This is a genomic window from Arthrobacter burdickii (genome assembly GCF_030433645.1).
GTDB classification, from domain to species: domain Bacteria; phylum Actinomycetota; class Actinomycetes; order Actinomycetales; family Micrococcaceae; genus Arthrobacter_D; species Arthrobacter_D burdickii.
Window position 1 is genome coordinate 153,580 of the sequence record NZ_JAROCG010000002.1, and the last position, 17,189, is coordinate 170,768.

The following is a 17,189-nucleotide window of genomic DNA, read 5'->3' on the forward strand; positions in this document are numbered from 1 at the left end:
TGTCACTAGGGCCGTTCTGGAATTACATCCCCGGTCCGGAGCGAAGTCAAGATGGGCGCCGGCCATTGAAGGGATGCAGCACGGATGCTAAAGCTTGGGGGAGTGTTGCCGGCCCCGGTCGGTAACCGCGGCCCGTACCCGACCCGAGGAGATCCCATGGCAACGCCCGACGACGAAGAGCGCACCCTCAGCGAGTGGAGCCGCACCCTGGCCCAGGCCCTGCAGATCCTCGACCTCGAAGTGGACCACCCGAGGATCGTCGAGCTGGCGGAGCGATCCTCCTCCCTCGTGTCCCCGCACGCCGGGGCGATCAGCGCCTTCCTGGTCGGCTACGCCGCGGGCACCGTGACGACCGATGGCCGGGAGGAGACGAGTGCCGCCGTCGAGAAGGCCGCGAACACCGTGACGACCATCATCGCGAAGGACGAGGAGACGCAGCACGAGAAGGGCTGGACGGGGTCGGCGCAGTAGCTGCCGTCAGGCCGCTGCAGCGGTCCGGGTCCGCACTCCCGCCAGCCGTGTGAGCGTCCACACCAGCACGACGGCGACGGGCACGGCAGCGCCCAGGCTCAGCCCGGAGTAGCCCAGCAGCACCAGGGACGGGCCCGCGAGGGCCCCTCCCAGGGCGCCTGCCAGGTTCATGACGAGGTCCGACGAGCCCTGGACCGGCGCGCGCTCGGCGACGTCGACGGCGCCGGCCAGCAGGGCCGACGCCGAGACGACGCACGCGGACCAGCCGAGTCCGAGCAGGATCAGGCTCGCCGTCACCCACTCCTCCGACCCGGCGCCCCGCCAGGCGGTCAGGAGTGCCGCGAGCAGGAGTAGCTGCCCGCACAGGATGCCCTGCGTCTTCCCGAAGCGGTCCGCGATCCAGCCGAAGACGGGTGAGAGCGCGTACATCCCTGCCACATGCAGGCTGATGGTCAGTCCCACGATCGTCAGTCCCGCCCCGTGGTCGTGCAGGTGCACCGGGGTCATGGACATGACGGACACCATGGCGGCATGGCCCACCGCGATGCTGACGACAGCGAAACGCGCAGCAGGATTGCGGGCGAGGATGGCCAGTCCGCGCCGCCTCTCCGGCCGGCTCCCCGCCGGGCGGTCCGCTGCCTCGCGCTGCAGGGCGGTCAGGAGGGGGTCGGGGCGCAGCCCCAGCGAGTAGACCGCCGCAGCGGCGGCCTGCGCCGCCGCGGAGAACACGAAGCCTCCGCTGAGTGGGGGGATGCCGAGCACCCCCGCCAGGACCTGGCCGGGTTCGAAGAGGTTGGGGCCGAGAACCGCGCCGATGGTGGTGGACCAGACCACGACCGCGAGGCTGCGCCCGCGCGTGGCGTCGTCGGCGAGGTCCGTGGCGGCGAACCGTGCCTGCAGGCTTGTCGCCGACCCGGCGCCGAGAAGAACCAGTGCCACCAGCAGGAGCGGGAACAGCGAGAGCGAGGCTGCCGTGATGGCGAGCAGCGCACCGCAGCCGGCGACGACGGCGCCGGTTGCGAGACCTGTGCGGCGCCCCTTGCGCTGGGCGAGGGACGCGAGCGGAACGGCGGCCGCGGCGGCACCGAGCGTGGACATGGTCGCGGCCATGCCGGACCAGGCGCTCGAGCCCGACGTCTCGGCGGCGAGCAGCGCCCCGAGGGACAGGGTCGCCCCGGCTCCGACGCCGCCCAGGATCTGGGCGACGACGAGGACGCGGATGACCCGGCGCTGCTGGTCCCGCGGGTCGTGCTCCCGGCCCCGCTGCTGGTCCTGCTGCTGGTCCGGCTGATCGTCCTGCCGCCGATTCATCGGCCCGCCCCTCGTGGTTGCTGGAACGGGAGCAGTCTAGCGGCGCGGTGGTGCCGCCGCGCCGGGCGGCCGGTCCGCTCCGGCCGCCGGGGTGCGTGGTGGGGTCGTCCGGGACCGGTTAGGCGTTGGCGGCCTCCGCGTTCTTCACCGGTGTCGCGTCGGCGGCGACGGGGAAGCCGTCCGCCTCGGCGTCGGGCTCCTGTGCGGTCGCTGCGGCGTCGTATTCGGAGGGCGGGGTGTGGGTGCTCGGCTCGAAGCGCACGATGATCTGCTTCGACGTCGGCGTGTTGCTGCCCTGCGCCACCTCGTCGAGGGGCACCAGCACGTTGGCTTCGGGATAGTACGAGGCGGCACACCCCCGCGCCGTCGGGTACGAGACGACGCGGTAGGCGCGGAGGACGCGCTGCACGCCGTCGTCGTACACGCCGTGGATGTCGACGTTCTGGCCGTCCTTCAGGCCCAGTTCGGCGATGTCCTCCGGGTTGATGAACACCACGTGCCGGCCCTTCTTGATGCCCCGGTAGCGGTCGTTGTTGCTGTAGATGGTGGTGTTCCACTGGTCGTGGGCGCGCAGCGACTGCAGGATCAGGGTGCCCTCGGGTCGCTCGAGGTACTCGAGGTCGTTCACGGTGAGGACGGCCTTGCCCGTCGGCGTGTTGAAGGTACGCGAATCGCGCGGCCCGTTCGCCAGGATGAAGCCGCCCTCCTGCCGGATCTTCCGGTTGTAATCCTCGCAGCCCTCGACCACGTGCGAGATGTGTTCGCGGATGAGGTCGTAGTCCTTCTCGAAGCCCTCCCAGTCCGCATCGATCTTCCCGTCGATCGAGGCACGGGCGAGGCGGCTGATGATCGCCGGTTCGGAGAGCAGGTTCTCGGAGACGGGCTCGACGCTGCCCCAGGAGGGGTGCACCGCGCACACGGTGTCCTCGACCGAGACGAACTGGACGCCGGTCTCCTGGCGGTCGATCTCGGTGCGGCCCTTGCACGGCAGGATCAGGGCCTCCTTGCCCGTCACGAGGTGCGAGCGGTTGAGCTTGATCGAGATCTGCACCGTCATGTCCGTGTTCTCGAACGCCTTCTCGGCCACCTGCGTGTCCGAGATGGCCGCGACCAGGTTGCCGCCGAGGGCGACGAGGACCTTGACCTCCCCGTCGCGCATGCGCTTGATGCTCTCGACGGCGTCCGCACCGTGCTCGCGCGGGGGTTCGAAGCCGAACTCCTTGCCGAGGGCGTCCATGAACGTGGGCGGCATCTGCTCCCAGATGCCCATGGTCCGGTCACCCTGGACGTTGCTGTGGCCGCGGATGGGGGAGGCGCCGGCGCCCGGCTTGCCGATGTTGCCGCGCAGGAGCAGGAGGTTGATCATCTCCTTGATCGTCGCGACGCCCTTCTTCTGCTGGGTGATGCCCATCGCCCAGGTGATGATGACCTTGTCGGCGGCGAGGTAGCGGGCGGCGAGTTCGTCGATCTCCTCCATGCGCAGGCCCGTGGCTTCGAGCACCGTGGCGTCATCGAGCTTCAGCAGGTACTCGCGCAGCTCGTCCAGGCCCTCGCAGTGCTCTTCGAGGAAGGCGTGGTCGAGCACTGTGCCGGGGTTCTTCGCCTCGGCCTCGAAGACGCGCTTGGACACCGCCTGCAGGAGCGCCATGTCCCCGCCCAGCCGGATCTGGAGGAACTGGTCCGCGATCTCGGTGCCCTTGCCGATGACGCCCCGGACCAGCTGCGGGTTCTTGTAGCGCTTGAGGGAGGCCTCGGGAAGGGGGTTGACCGCGACGATCTGCCCGCCGTTGCGCTTGCAGGCCTCGAGTTCGGTCAGCATGCGCGGGTGGTTGGTCCCGGGATTCTGGCCCATGACCATGATGAGGTCGGCGTTCTGGTAGTCGTCGAACGTGACGGTTGCCTTGCCGATGCCGATGGTCTGGCCCATGGCCCAGCCGGAGGACTCGTGGCACATGTTGGAGCAGTCGGGCAGGTTGTTGGTGCCGAAGCCGCGCGCGAACAACTGGTAGAGGAACGCTGCCTCGTTCGACGTGCGGCCGCTGGTGTAGAAGGCGGCCTCGTCCGGCGAGTCGAGGCTCTTGAGCTTGTTCCCGACGATCTCGAAGGCCTCGTCCCAACTGACGGGCCGGTAGTGGTCCTCGCCGGCAGGCTTGTACACGGGCTCCACGATGCGCCCCTGCATGCCCAGCCAGTAGTCGGAGTGGGAGCGCAGGTCACTGATCGAGTTCTCGGCCCAGAAGTCGGAGGAGATGACCACAGGAGCGGCTTCCCAGGTCACGGCCTTGGCGCCGTTCTCGCAGAACTCGAACGTCTTGCGCTTGTGGGGGTCCGGCCACGCGCAGCTGGGGCAGTCGAAGCCGTCCTTGTGGTTCATCTTGAGGACGGTCTTCAGCGTGCGCTCCACCCCCATGTGCTCGAGGGCCGGCTTCATGGAGTAGTACACGCCGGGAAGGCCGGCCGCCCACTCCTTCGGCCGTTTCTCGACCTTGAGGTCCTTCTCGTCGACTTCCTCTACGCGGGGTTCCTTGCGCGTCATGGCGAACGTCCTCTTCCGTGGCCCGGGGGTGGGCACTTCCCGACAGGTGATCCAACTGCCCTTGTGTATCAGGCCTAACAGGGCGGCGCCCGGAACCGCAAGCCTTCCGGGCCGTGTCCCCGCATTCTTGACGCGAAGCGGGACCACGAGGCGCCGGGTGGAGCCCTGATCGGGGCACAGTATGAAGCCGTCGACGGCGTGTCGTCCATGAAAAGGGCAGGCCGCGGCGCCTGTTGAGCCCCCCGGTGCGGACGGTGTTTTATTTAGTTGACCTAACGAAACGGCAGGCGTACAGTTACTTAGAGCAACGAAGTAAATGAGGCCGGGAGTCCTGAATGTCAGTAGAACAGCACACGGCTGCGGAGCTGGTGCACAATATCTTCGACCTGCAGCGCGCCCTGCGCGGAGTCACCACCGCAGGGATGAAGCACTCGGAGCTGGGGCCCGCCCACACCGGTGTCCTCTTCTTCATCGGCGAGGGCGGCCCGATGCGCGCATCGGCCCTCGCGGCGAAGCTCGGCGTCGGGCCGTCGGCGCTGAGCCGGCAGCTCGCGGACCTCGAGCAGTACGGCTTCGTGGTCCGGACACCGGATCCCCTGGACGGCCGGGCCTGCCTCCTCTCCCTGTCGGGGGAGGGGCAGAGCTATCTCGCCGAGACCTACGAGCGCAGGGCCGAGACCCTGCGGGAGATCCTCTCCGACTGGACCGAGGGCGAGGCCGAGGCGGCGTCATCGTCGGTCCAGCACCTCACGGCCGCCCTCCGCTCCGCCGCATCGGGCGCGGCAGGACACGCCGTCCTGGACGCTCCCAGAACACCCCGCACCACAGCACACCACACGGGCAATGACGGCCGTCACCACCTGGACTCCTCGTCCGAGATCATGAAGGAAGCACTCTGATGGCCACCCATTCCACCACGGCGGAAACAGCGCCCGCGCCGCAACCGGCCCGGGCCTCGTATCACGGGGCTGCTGAGCCCATGAACCACAAGCAGATCCTGCAGGCGCTCACGGGCCTGCTGGCCGGCCTGTTCACGGCGATCCTGAGCAGTACGATCGTGGCGAACGCCCTGCCCACGATCATGAGCGACCTCAACGGGTCGCAGACGGACTTCGCCTGGGTCATCACGGCCGCGCTGCTCGCCAACGCGGCGACCACCCCGATCTGGGGCAAGTTCTCCGACCTGTTCGACAAGAAGATCCTGGTGCAGGTCAGCATCGTGATCTTCGTGGCGGGCTCGGTTCTCGCGGGCCTCGCGCAGACCATCCCGCTGCTGCTCACTGCGCGCGTCATCCAGGGTGTCGCCATGGGCGGCCTGACCGCACTGGCGCAGGCCATCATCGGCACCATCATCGCCCCGCGTGAGCGCGGCCGGTACTCCGGCTACATGGGCGGCGTCATGGCCGTCGCCACCGCCGGCGGGCCCCTCCTCGGCGGCTTCATCGTCGACTCGCCCCTCGGCTGGCGCTGGACGTTCTTCGTCTGCGTGCCGCTCGCGATCATCGCCCTGATCCTGCTGCAGGTCACCCTCAAGCTCCCCGACACGCGCCGCAAGGCTCGGATCGACTGGCTCGGTTCCATCCTGCTGACCGCAGGCGTCAGCCTCCTGCTCATCTGGGTCTCCTTCGCCGGCAAGGAGGGGTACTACGAGTGGTTCTCCCGCGAGAGCGCCCTCATGGTCGGTGGCAGTGGAATCCTGCTGGCGCTCCTGCTCGTCGTCGAGGCTCGGGTGGCCGAGCCGATCATCCCGCTGAAGATCATCTCCGAGCGCACCACCGCCCTGGCCATCATCGCCTCGATCGCCGTCGGCATCGCGCTGTTCGCCTCCTCGAGCTACCTGGGCCAGTACTACCAGGTGGCACGCGGCGCCACGCCCACCGAGGCCGGCCTGCTGACGCTGCCCATGATCGCCGGAAACCTGCTCGGATCCATCGGTGCCGGTCAGCTCGTCACGAAGTTCGGCAAGTGGAAGAGGTACCTCATCGCGGGCGGCCTGTTCCTCATCGCGGGCCTCGGACTCGCCGGCACGATCGACCACCTCACGGAACTCTGGGTGGTCGGCATCTACACCTTCGTCTTCGGCATGGGCCTCGGTCTGATGCTGCAGAACCTCGTCCTCGCGGTCCAGAACACCGTGGCGGTCAAGGACATCGGCTCGGCAAGTGCCTCGGTGGCGTTCTTCCGCTCGCTCGGTGGGGCTGCCGGCGTCGCCGTCCTGGGTGCCGTCCTCGGAAACCAGGTCGCGGACAAGACCACCGAGGGCCTCGCCGCGGCAGGCATCCCCACCAGCGGTGGTGCGGCCGGCGGCTCACTCGACCTCGTCGACCTCCCCGCGCCGATCGCCGACATCGTGCGGGCCGCCTATGGCGACAGCACGGCCCTGATCTTCCTGATCACGGCGGTCATCGCGGTCCTCGGGCTCGTCTGCGTGCTGTTCATCAAGGAGACCCCGCTGCGGCGTACGGTCGACTTCGCCCAGGCCGCACCCGCCGGCCCCGCCGCATCGATGTCACCAGCGGCGACGGGCACCACGCCCGCCGTTGCCGGAGCGCAGGCTACCGCACCGTCCGCAGTGGCACCAGCGGCTGCACACTCCGCACGCAAGGACCGCGCCGCGCATGCAGCGGACGGGGCGGGGGAGTCCGACGTCGTCGCACTGAAGCCCTCCCGCGGCCGTCACAGTGCCGGACCGGTGGCCATCTCCAAGGCCGACCTGGAGCGGGTGGCGCAGGAGCTGTCTGAACTGGATGCCGAGCTGTCCGACCGCGCGGGAGTCAACCGCTAGGTCCTCCCCGCAGATCGACGGGCCGCCGGGAATCTCCCGGTGGCCCGTCGGCGTCAGGGCACTCAAGGTGCCCCGGAGATGCTTCGTGCATGACGGGGGGGCGGACGGCCCGTCGTAGGCCCCGGTGTGCATCTGCGCAAGCTCCACCCGCCTCGGGTCCGGAGATTGGCGGCTCCAGCCACGACTTCTAGCGTGGACACGGATCGACCATCCGACGTCCCTCTGACCCCGGGTCGTGAACAGCGAAGGAGTACATCCCGTGAAAGCACTCGTATGGCACGGTGAAGGCGATATCCGCCTCGACACCGTCGACGACCCCACGATCCTCGACCCGAACGACGCGATCGTCCGGATCACCCGCAGCGCCATCTGCGGGACCGACCTGCACTTCATCCGCGGCACGATGGCAGGGATGAAGGAAGGCACGATCCTCGGTCACGAGGCGGTCGGTGAGGTGACCCAGACGGGTTCGGCCGTCCGGCGCTTCGCTCCCGGGGATCGGGTCGTCGTCTCCTCCACGATGTCCTGCGGCGTCTGCTGGCAGTGCCGTGCAGGGCACACCGCGCAGTGCGACACCGCCAATCCGAATGGCCCGCAGGCGGGGACGTGCTTCTTCGGGGGGCCCGCGACCACGGGGCCCGTCGACGGGCTGCAGGCCGAGTACGCGCGCATCCCGTGGGCATCGAACACCTTGACGGCACTGCCGGACAACGTCAGCGATGAGCAGGCCATCCTGCTCTCGGACATCTTCCCGACCGCATGGTTCGGCGCACAGCTGGCCGGCGTGCAGCGGGGCGACACCGTGGCGGTGTACGGCGCCGGCGTCGTCGGGCAGTTCGCCATCGCCTCTGCATACCGCCAGGGAGCCTCACGTGTCTTCGCGATCGACGGAATCGACACCCGGCTAGTCCAGGCGCTCGACCAGAACGCAGAGGTCATCAACTTCAACCAGGAGGACCCGGTCCAGGCCATCATGGATGCCACGCTCGGGATCGGCGTCGACGCCGTCATCGATGCGGTGGGCGTCGATGCGCAGCGGCCCACGTCCGGTCCGGCGGCGGCGAACAGCGAGCAGCAGGCGGAGAAGTTCGCGCAGGAGGTCGCGGAGGTCGCCCCGACGACGAACATCCAGGGCGAGAACTGGGTGCCGGGCAACGCCCCGTCGCAGGTATCGCAGTGGAGCGTGGAGACGGTGAGGAAGTACGGACGCATCGGCATCATCGGCGTCTACAGCCCGTCCATGATGTCCTACCCGATCGGACAGGCGATGAACAAGAACCTGACGATCCGTATGGGCAACTGCGACCACCGTTCGGTGACGCCGCCCCTCCTCGATCTGGTCGCCTCGGGAGTCTTCGATCCGACGCGCTTCATCACGCAGCACGAGCCCCTCACCGACGTCGTGGACGCGTACCTGACGTTCGACCGCCGCGAGGAAGGATGGCTCAAGACCGTCCTGACGACGGCGTGACGGTGGTCTGAGGAGGCGCGGTCCGACGGCGGCACCGTGGAGCTGGGGGCCAGTAGCATCGAGGGGTGAAACCATTCCTCCTCCTGGGCACGCGTGCCGAGAATTACGCTGCCGACGCCGAATACCGGAGTTTCCTGCGCTTCGGTGGCCTGGCCGAGGGAGACCTGCGGCGCGTCCGGCTGGAGGCGGAGCCGCTGCCCGAGCTGGACCTCGCCGATTACTCCGGGATCTTCCTCGGCGGCAGCCCCTTCAATTCCTCGGACCCGGAGGAGGAGAAGAGTGACGTCCAGGTCCGTGTGGAGCGTGAGCTCGGCGGGCTGCTGGACCGTGTCGTCGAGGAGGACTACCCCTTCTTCGGCGCGTGCTACGGCGTCGGGACCCTCGGGCGCCACCAGGGAGCCGTCATCGACTCCACCTACGCCGAGCCGGTCGGCGCCGTCGAGGTCACGCTGACCGGGGACGGCGCCGCCGATCCGCTGCTAGCAGGGTTGCCGTCGTCGTTCGCCGCCTACGTGGGGCACAAGGAGGCGTGTGCGGCGCTGCCGGGATCGGCGGTGCTGCTGGCGTCGTCGGCCACCTGCCCCGTGCAGATGTTCCGTGTGGGGGCGAACGTGTACGCGACGCAGTTCCACCCGGAACTCGACGTCGAGGCCCTCGTGGGGCGTATCCGTACCTACCGGCACGCCGGCTATTTCCCGCCGGAGGAAGCCGACGCCTACATCGAACGGGCCCGGGCCCTGGTGGTGGACCGGCCCGCGACGATCCTGCGCACCTTCGTGACGAGGTACGCGCGCGGCTGACCTCTGTCGGCGCCCTGTCCGTCGTCCGGTCCGGCCTGGCGGGCGCGGTTGCCGGGGTGCCGGTCCGGTGCGTCCTGGCCCTGGCCTTACACGGGTTCCCGGGCGCCCTGTCCTGCGTCGGTGCTGGGCGGTACTGTCGGGGGACAGGCCGCGCAGGGCGATCAGAAGAGGTAGCTGCCATCGGATCCAGCACGAGCACTCCACGGGCGGGCCGCACGGTTCCCGTCATCCCCGCTCCGGGCGAGAAGCGCCACCACCAGGTGCTCATCATCGGCGGAGGCAACGCCGGCGTGTCACTCGCCGGGCGTCTGAAGCGATATCGGCTGAAGGACATCGCCGTCATCGAGCCCCGGAGCCGGCACCTCTACCAGCCACTCTTCTCGCACATCGCGGGTGGCACGGCGGACGCGTTCGAGGCGGTGCGTCTGCAGTCGGCCGTGATGCCTCGGGGGATCACCTGGATCCAGGACAAGGCCACCGATGTCAGCACCGAGTCCAACACGGTGCTGCTCGAGTCCGGATCAGCCGTCACCTACGACCACCTCGTCGTATGCCCGGGGATCCAGAATGACTGGACGTCTATTCCGGGTCTCAAGGAGGCCATGGAGGGGCCGTACGGGGGCTCGAACTACGAGTACGAACTCGCTCCCAAGGCCTGGAAGCTCTTCCGGGACCTGACAAGTGGCACGGTGGTCTTCACGCAGCCGCCCGGGCCGGCCTCGTGCGACGGTGCCGCGCAGAAACCCATGTACCTCGCGTGCGACTACTGGCGGCGCCAGGGCGTCCTGAAGGACATCCGGGTGGTCCTCGCCGTCTCCACGCCCACGATCTTCGGCATGGAGATCATCGACGAGGAACTCAACCGGAAGATCGACGAGTACGGGATCGAGGTGCACTACAGCACCCAGCTCGAGTCCGTGGATCCGGAGGCCTGCACGGTGGTGCTTCGGCGTACCACCGATGACACCACGGAGACCATCGGCTATGACGTCCTCCATGCCGTGCCGCCGCAGTCCGCGCCGGAGTGGCTGAAGAGTACTGACCTTCCGGCGCCCGGGAACCGCGGAGGCTTCGTCGAGGTGGACCCCGTCATGCTGCGGCATACGCGGTTCCCCGCCATCTGGTCCCTGGGGGATGCCGCCTCGACGCTCAACTCCAAATCGGGAGCGGCGCTGCGCATGCAGACGAAGGTGCTCGCCAAGAACCTCAAGGCCGTTCTCAAGGGGAAGAAACCCACCTCGAAGTACAACCATTATTCGGCGTGCCCCTTCGTGGTCAGCCGGAAGACGGTCGTGTTCTCCGAGTTCGACGACAAGTACTCGCCGATGCCCACCGTACCGGGCTGGAAGAACCTGGCCCGCGAGCGCAGGTCGACGTTCATCGTGGAGCGCATCGTGCTGCCGAAGGTGTACTGGAACCTCATCCTGAAGGGCCGGGCCTGAGTAAAGCGTCCCGACAAGGGGCCTGAGCAGGAGGCGGGGGTTCCTTTCTCCTTGTACCTACGCGCCTGCAGGCCTATGATTGCATTATCAATCAATTGGTTGATCAATGAGGAGGTGGATCATGCGGGACGATGATCTCGATGCCGCTTTCTCGGCGCTCGCTGACCCCGCACGCAGGGCCATCATCGCGCGGCTCTCGCGTAGCTCGGCCACCGTCAACGAACTGGCGGAACCCTTCGCCATGACCAAGCAGGCAGTCTCCAAGCACATCCAGGTGCTCGAGCAGGCCGGCCTGATCACCCGCACGCGGGACGGCCAGCGCCGTCCCTGCCACCTCGATCCCGCCGCGCTCGAAGCTCTGACGGGCTGGATCGACACCTACCGCCTGGAAGCCGAACGGCAATTCCGCAGGCTCGACGGCGTGCTCGCAACCCTGCAGGACCAGTCCAAGGAACAGTCATGAAAAATCCCACCATCATCACGGCGGAACCAGGCCAGCCCTTCCTCGACATCATCCGTGAGCTCGACGCCCCGCGGGACGTCGTCTTCCGGGCGCTCACGGAGCCGGACCTCGTGCGCCAGTGGCTCGGTCCGCGCCGTATGGTCATGGAGATCCTCGAATTCGACGCGGTGACGGGAGGTGCGTACTCCTATATCCATCGCGACGGCGAGGGCAACGCCTACGGTTTCCGTGGGATCTTCCATACCGTTCTCGCGCCGGAGCGAGTCATCCAGACATTCGAGTTCGACGGCGCGCCACACTCTGTCAGCATCGAGAGCATGGTCCTCGAGGAACTCGACGGCGGTAGGACCCGTTGCTCGGCCCGATCAGCATTCCTTACCGTCGAGGCCAGGGACGCGATGATCGTCGACGGCATGGAGAAGGGCGTGAACGAAGGGTACGAGCGCCTCGACGATGTGCTCTCCTCGCTGTCCCTGGCCGGTTGACACTCCGCGATCCGGGGCGGACTGCGGCCCTTGTCCAGGCCGGAGCCGCCCCGTAGCATCCGGTCATGGAGATCATCGAGTACCACCCGCGGCGGGACCAGCTCGTGTACACCTTCGGGGGCAGCGCTCCCGTGATGACGGTCCAGCCGGGTACAGCGCTGAAGCTCTGGACGGAGGATGCCTTCAACAACGCGCTGACCTCCGTCGATGACGTGTCCGGCGAGAAGGTGGACATGAACTTCATCAATCCCCAGACCGGCCCGTTCTATGTGGAGGGCGCAGAACCGGGGGACACTCTCGCCCTGCACATCGTGGACCTCGCACCGGCCCGCTCCTACGGGTCGTCCGCCACCATCCCGTTCTTCGGGGGCCTGACCAGCACGGAGCGCACTGCGACCCTGCAGGAGCCGCTGCCGGACATCACCTGGATCTACCATGTCGACACCGAGCGGCGGACGGTCGGCTTCCAGTCTCGGCTGGGCGACTTCGAGGTCGCACTACCGCTCGAGCCGATGCTCGGCACCGTGGGGGTCGCTCCGCCCGGCGGCGAGGTGCGATCCTCCCTGGTGCCGGAACGGTTCGGCGGCAACATGGATGCGCCCGACGTGAAACCGGGCACCACCGTCTACCTCGGCGTCAACGTGGAGGGCGCCCTGTTCTCCGTCGGGGACGGGCACTACCGTCAGGGCGAGGGTGAGGCGTGCGGCACCGCTGTCGAAGGTGCCATGCACTCGACGATCATCGTCGAGCTCATCAAGGGTGGCGCTCCCGCCTGGCCGCGGCTCGAGACCGACTACCACTGGATGGCGGTCGGGTCCTCACGCCCCATGGAGGACTCGTGGCGCATCGGCCAGCTGGAGATGGTGCGGTGGTTCGGCGATCTCTTCGGGCTCCACCAGCTCGACGCCTACCAGCTCCTGACCCAGACAGCCCTCGCGCCGATTGCCAACGCCGTCGACGTCAACTACAGCGTGGTGGTCAAGGCGCCCAAGGCCCTCTTTCCTGCAGTCGATGCCTATGGCGGACTCCATGCCCACCTCCGCCGGCAGGGCGCCGAGCTTCGCTGATCTCACCCGGGGCTCCGCCGGCAGGGCGCCGAGCTTCCCCCGACCACAGGCTTGGCCACCGGCCCGACCACCGACCCTTACCGAAGGACATCCATGGACCTGCACCTCGACGGCACCACCGCCCTCGTGACCGGCGGCACGAAGGGTATCGGCCGCGCCATCGTCGAGTCGTTCGCGCGGGAAGGGGTGAATGTGGCCTTCTGCGCGCGGAATGCCGCAGAGGTGGCGGCGACCGAAGCAGCCTTCGCCTCGTCCCCAGTGCGGGTCGCGGGGTACGTCCTCGACGTCGGCGACGGTCTTGCTGTCGCGGCTTGGGTGCAGACCGTGGCGATGGAGTTCGGTGGCATCGACGCTGTGGTCAGTAACGTCAGCGCCCTGGCCATGGAGGACACCGAGGAGAACTGGGAGGCGAGCCTGCGCGTGGACCTGATGGGGACGGTGCGCCTCGTGAAGGCGTCGCTCCCGCACCTCGCTCGGAGTTCGACGCCGTCCATCACCGCGATCTCCAGCGTCTCCGGGCGCGAGGTGGACTTCGCCTCGGGCCCCTACGGGACCGTGAAGTCGGCGCTTATCGCCTACATGGCGGGGCTGGCCTTCCAACTCGCGGAGCAGGGTATCCGGGCCAACACCGTCTCGCCGGGCAATACCTACCACGAGGGCGGAGTCTGGGAGGGCATCGAGGGCGGGAACCCGGAGCTGTTCTCCACGGCGATGGGCCTCAACCCGACCGGCCGCATGGGCACACCGCAGGAGGTAGCGGACGCCGTCGTCTTCCTTGCCAGCCCGCGGTCCAGCCGCACCACGGGAGCCAACCTCCTGATCGACGGCGGCCTCACCCGCGGTATCCAGTTCTAGGAGCGACGTCCAGCGACGTCCCGCCACGTCCGGCGACCGCAGGGGCGCCGTCGTACCTCGCGGAAGGCGCGCAGACGACGGCGGCTATCGCCGGGACCCCGGAAGCTGCAGGGCAGGCGCGCCGGGCGGCCGAGGTGCTCATCGACGCGGCGCTGGGTGAAGGGGCCCTACGCGCGAGCTAGCCCACCAGGTCCTGGTACTCGGGGTGATCCTCGATGAAGGCCGCCACGAACTCGCACTGCGGCACCACGGTGAGGTGCTGCGCGCGTGCGTCGTCGAGGGCGAACCGGATCAGGGTGCTGCCGATGCCATGGCCCTCGACCTCTTCGTCGACCACCGTGTGCGTGAAGACGATGGTGTCACCGGACCGTTCGTACGCCGCCATGCCTGCAGGGTCGCCGTCGAGGTTCGCGATGTAGCGGCTCTTCGCCTCGTTGTTCGTGACCTGGATCCCGCTGTTCTCGGAGCTCATGCTGTCACCTTCGCATTGACCATGAGAACGGGTCAACGAGCCGTCCCCGCGGTCCGGTGCTAGTCGCGCGAAGCCGGTCGCGTAGCGTGCCCGGCTGTGCTGCCGTCGAGCAGCCAGGCGAGCGCTTCGGTCTCGGAGCAGAAATAGCGCGTGACGGTGGGGGAGCGGTGGGAGAACGCCGACATCACCTCGTCGACGGCGTCCTCACCCACGACGGCGACTCTCGAGAACCCGCGGTAGGCAGCCATTCCCACGCGTGCTTCAGGGGTGATCCCGGTGATGCCATGCATGTGGACCAGGAGCGGCAGTGCGGTGGGACCGTGGAATTCTGCCAGGGCGCGGGCGGCGGCAACGGCATGCGCATGGGTGATCTCGACGCCGCGCTTCCACCGAAGCCTCAGGATTCCCCTGTCGAGGTGCGCACTGAATGGGTCCATCGAGGTCCTTTACCGAGGGTAGAAGCAGTAGCTTGACAGCGTAGCAAGGTGGACTGGCTGGTTCAGCCTCCTTGTCGGTTTTCCGACTCCACCTGAGCGCTTCGGGCTCCCAGGGCGATGCGGGCTGTAGCGTCTGATCCATGACACTGAGCATTCTGGTGACCGGCGCGAGCCGCGGGATCGGCGCCGCCATCGCCCATGAGCTAGCCGGACGGGGACATCGCATCGCCGTGCATGCGGGACGCGATGCGGCGGCGGCCCTGGTGGTTCGTGACGCACTGCCCGGTACCGGTCACGCCGTCGTAGTCGGCGATGTCGCCGATCCGGAGGAGTGCGTACGGATCGTCGATGAAACCGTGCGGGAACTCGGCGGGGTCGACGTCCTCGTGAACAATGCAGGGATTTTTGAGGCGCATCCTGTTGTCCGGGCATCCTTCGACGACTGGCAGCATGCCTGGCGCCGCACTCTCGCCGTCAACCTGCTGGGGCCGGCGAACCTGGCCTGGCTCGTGGCGCGCCACCTCCTGGATCGGCCAGCCGGTCCCGAGGGCGGTCGGTTGATCAGTGTGGGCTCCCGCGGCGCCTACCGAGGCGAACCCCTGACCCCTGCCTACGGGGCGAGTAAGGCTGCGCTCCATTCGATGACCCAGTCGCTGGCCGTTGCGCTCGCGCCCTCCGGCATTCTCTCTGCGGCGGTCGCACCGGGTTTCGTCGAGACGGACATGGGACGGTCGGTGCTCGACAGCCCGGAGGGTGACGCGGTCCGGGCACAGAGTCCGTTCAACCGCGTGGCGACGCCGGAGGAGGTGGCGCAGACCGTGGCATGGCTTGCCACGGATGCTCCGCTCTGGGTCAGCGGCACCGTGGTCGACGTGAACGGTGCGTCCTACCTCCGCTGACGGATTGCTGATCGTGAGGCATGGCTGATCGTGACGCACTGTGACGGGTGCTTGTGGACGCCGGCGAGGGCGGGCACCTAGGCTCATCACCAGAATCAAGAGCTCCAACGTCAAACCCTGGTTTGTTGGACGGCAACCCTCTCGCTGTAGCGGGGTGCCCCAGGTGAGGATTCGGCCCGGCATGCATCATGCGGGCAAGTATGGCGCTTCCTCCACGGCAGTGCCCTGACATGAGGATTTTTTCATGCCCGCATCACCGCGCCATATCCGCTTCAATGCCTTCGACATGAACTGCGTGGGCCACCAGTCGCCTGGCCTGTGGCGGCACCCGGACGATCAGTCGTGGCGCTACAAGGACCTGCGCTACTGGGCCGACCTCGCGAAGACGCTGGAGAAGGGACTGTTCGACGGCATCTTCATCGCCGACGTCCTCGGCACCTACGACGTCTACGGCGGTTCCAACGAGGCCACGCTGCGCCAGGGGACGCAGACCCCGGTCAACGATCCGTTCCTGCTCGTCTCCGCCATGGCCCTTGTCACGGAGCACCTCGGCTTCGGTGTCACGGCGGGCACGGCCTACGAGCACCCCTACCCGTTCGCACGCCGGCTCTCCACGCTCGACCACCTCACCAATGGCAGGGTCGGCTGGAACGTGGTCACGGGTTACCTGCCCTCCGCCGCGCGGAATATGGGCAACGAGGACCAGCTCGAGCACGACGAACGCTACAACCACGCGGACGAGTACCTCGAGGTGCTTTACAAGCTGCTCGAGGGGTCCTGGGAGGACGACGCGGTGATCCGGGACCGCGAGACCGGGGTCTTCACCGACCCGGCCAAGGTCCACGACATCAACCATGACGGCACGTACTTCACAGTTCCGGGGATCCACCTCAGCGAGCCCTCGCTGCAGCGCACGCCCGTGATCTACCAGGCCGGTGCCTCATCACGCGGGATCGCCTTTGCTGCGGGGAACGCCGAGGCGGTCTTCGTCGGTGCACCCACCAAAGCGATCCTCAAGGACGCCGTGAAGAAGATCCGCGACGCGGTCGAGGCCGAAGGACGCGACCGCTACTCCGTGCGGATCTACACCATGCTCACTGTCATCACGGACGAGACGGAGGAGAAGGCCCAGGCCAAGCACGCCGAGTACCAGCAGTACGTCAGCTACGAAGGAGCCCTCGTGCTGCTGTCGGGCTGGCTGGGCATCGATCTCAGCGTCTACGACCCCGACGAGCCCATCGGCAATGTGAAATCGAACGCCATTCAGTCCGCCGTCGCGAACTTCCAGAAGGTGAACGACGACGGCGAACCCTGGACCGTGCGCGACATCGCCGAGTGGGCAGGTATCGGGGGGCTTGGTCCGCGCATCATCGGGTCCGGGGCGCAGGTCGCCGACGAGCTCCAGGCCTGGGTCGAGGAGACCGACGTCGACGGCTTCAACCTGGCGTACGCCATCACACCTGGATCCTTCGAGGACGTCATCCAGTACGTGGTTCCCGAGCTCCAGAAGCGCGGTGCCTATCCGACGGAATACGTCGAGGGAACCCTGCGCAACAAGCTGTTCGGCAAGGGTGACCGCCTGCCCGAGGAGCACCGCGGAGCGCGATTCCGGCTCGAGTCCGTCCGCCCCTGACGCCCCACTGACCTGACGCGGACCGCCGGGGTTCCCGGCGGCCGAACCCGCAGCACCGTCCA

The 17,189-nt window shown here is 68.0% G+C and carries 16 protein-coding genes and 1 riboswitch; of the genes, 12 read left to right on the forward strand and 4 right to left on the reverse strand.

Annotation, left to right across the window (positions count from 1 at the left end; translation table 11 throughout):
• Positions 1–156: 156 nt before the first annotated feature.
• Positions 157–471, forward strand: a complete 315-nt coding sequence (locus P5G52_RS15370; protein ID WP_301229114.1) for a DUF6457 domain-containing protein — start codon at positions 157–159, stop codon at positions 469–471.
• Between the two features lie 6 nt (positions 472–477).
• On the opposite strand, the gene P5G52_RS15375 is transcribed toward P5G52_RS15370, so the two are convergent.
• Together P5G52_RS15375 and P5G52_RS15380 are read right to left on the reverse strand one after the other, a co-directional pair.
• Positions 478–1,782: an MFS transporter gene (locus tag P5G52_RS15375; protein WP_301229116.1), complete on the reverse strand. Its 1,305-nt coding sequence runs from the start codon at positions 1,780–1,782 to the stop codon at positions 478–480.
• 118 nt (positions 1,783–1,900) lie between these two features.
• Positions 1,901–4,318: an FdhF/YdeP family oxidoreductase gene (locus tag P5G52_RS15380; protein WP_301229118.1), complete on the reverse strand. Its 2,418-nt coding sequence runs from the start codon at positions 4,316–4,318 to the stop codon at positions 1,901–1,903.
• Between the two features lie 335 nt (positions 4,319–4,653).
• Between P5G52_RS15380 and P5G52_RS15385 the strand changes: the two genes are divergently transcribed.
• From P5G52_RS15385 to P5G52_RS15425, 9 genes are all read left to right on the forward strand, one after another.
• Positions 4,654–5,217, forward strand: a complete 564-nt coding sequence (locus P5G52_RS15385) for a MarR family winged helix-turn-helix transcriptional regulator (protein ID WP_301229120.1) — start codon at positions 4,654–4,656, stop codon at positions 5,215–5,217.
• 80 nt (positions 5,218–5,297) lie between these two features.
• Positions 5,298–7,103 (forward strand): MFS transporter, encoded by a 1,806-nt coding sequence (locus P5G52_RS15390; RefSeq protein ID WP_363321921.1) that lies wholly within the window; start codon positions 5,298–5,300, stop codon positions 7,101–7,103.
• 259 nt (positions 7,104–7,362) lie between these two features.
• Complete coding sequence (locus tag P5G52_RS15395; RefSeq protein WP_301229124.1) at positions 7,363–8,574, forward strand: alcohol dehydrogenase catalytic domain-containing protein; 1,212 nt, start codon at positions 7,363–7,365, stop codon at positions 8,572–8,574.
• Between the two features lie 65 nt (positions 8,575–8,639).
• Positions 8,640–9,374 carry a glutamine amidotransferase gene (locus P5G52_RS15400; RefSeq protein ID WP_301229126.1) on the forward strand — a complete coding sequence of 245 codons (735 nt, stop codon included), beginning with the start codon at positions 8,640–8,642 and terminating at the stop codon, positions 9,372–9,374.
• A 260-nt stretch (positions 9,375–9,634) separates the two neighbouring features.
• Positions 9,635–10,816, forward strand: coding sequence for an NAD(P)/FAD-dependent oxidoreductase (locus P5G52_RS15405; RefSeq protein WP_301229128.1), 1,182 nt, complete (start codon positions 9,635–9,637; stop codon positions 10,814–10,816).
• A 121-nt stretch (positions 10,817–10,937) separates the two neighbouring features.
• Positions 10,938–11,279: an ArsR/SmtB family transcription factor gene (locus P5G52_RS15410; RefSeq protein ID WP_301229130.1), complete on the forward strand. Its 342-nt coding sequence runs from the start codon at positions 10,938–10,940 to the stop codon at positions 11,277–11,279.
• The gene (locus tag P5G52_RS15415; protein WP_301229132.1) at positions 11,276–11,764 is read left to right on the forward strand and encodes an SRPBCC family protein; all 489 of its coding nucleotides are present in this window, start codon (positions 11,276–11,278) and stop codon (positions 11,762–11,764) included. The genes P5G52_RS15410 and P5G52_RS15415 overlap by 4 nt, the downstream gene beginning before the upstream one ends.
• A gap of 65 nt (positions 11,765–11,829) precedes the next feature.
• Complete coding sequence (locus tag P5G52_RS15420; RefSeq protein WP_301229134.1) at positions 11,830–12,831, forward strand: acetamidase/formamidase family protein; 1,002 nt, start codon at positions 11,830–11,832, stop codon at positions 12,829–12,831.
• Positions 12,832–12,924: 93 nt separating this feature from the next.
• The gene (locus P5G52_RS15425; protein WP_301229136.1) at positions 12,925–13,686 is read left to right on the forward strand and encodes an SDR family NAD(P)-dependent oxidoreductase; all 762 of its coding nucleotides are present in this window, start codon (positions 12,925–12,927) and stop codon (positions 13,684–13,686) included.
• Positions 13,687–13,864: 178 nt separating this feature from the next.
• On the opposite strand, the gene P5G52_RS15430 is transcribed toward P5G52_RS15425, so the two are convergent.
• Both P5G52_RS15430 and P5G52_RS15435 read right to left on the reverse strand, forming a co-directional pair.
• Positions 13,865–14,158, reverse strand: coding sequence for a GNAT family N-acetyltransferase (locus tag P5G52_RS15430; RefSeq protein ID WP_301229138.1), 294 nt, complete (start codon positions 14,156–14,158; stop codon positions 13,865–13,867).
• Positions 14,159–14,217: 59 nt separating this feature from the next.
• Positions 14,218–14,595 carry a SpoIIAA family protein gene (locus tag P5G52_RS15435; RefSeq protein ID WP_301229140.1) on the reverse strand — a complete coding sequence of 126 codons (378 nt, stop codon included), beginning with the start codon at positions 14,593–14,595 and terminating at the stop codon, positions 14,218–14,220.
• A gap of 140 nt (positions 14,596–14,735) precedes the next feature.
• Between P5G52_RS15435 and P5G52_RS15440 the strand changes: the two genes are divergently transcribed.
• Complete coding sequence (locus P5G52_RS15440; protein ID WP_301229142.1) at positions 14,736–15,494, forward strand: SDR family NAD(P)-dependent oxidoreductase; 759 nt, start codon at positions 14,736–14,738, stop codon at positions 15,492–15,494.
• A gap of 93 nt (positions 15,495–15,587) precedes the next feature.
• A riboswitch (SAM riboswitch) is annotated at positions 15,588–15,701 on the forward strand.
• A 37-nt stretch (positions 15,702–15,738) separates the two neighbouring features.
• A complete protein-coding gene (locus tag P5G52_RS15445; RefSeq protein WP_301229144.1) occupies positions 15,739–17,127 on the forward strand; it encodes an LLM class flavin-dependent oxidoreductase in 1,389 nt (462 codons plus the stop codon).
• Positions 17,128–17,189 lie beyond the last annotated feature (62 nt).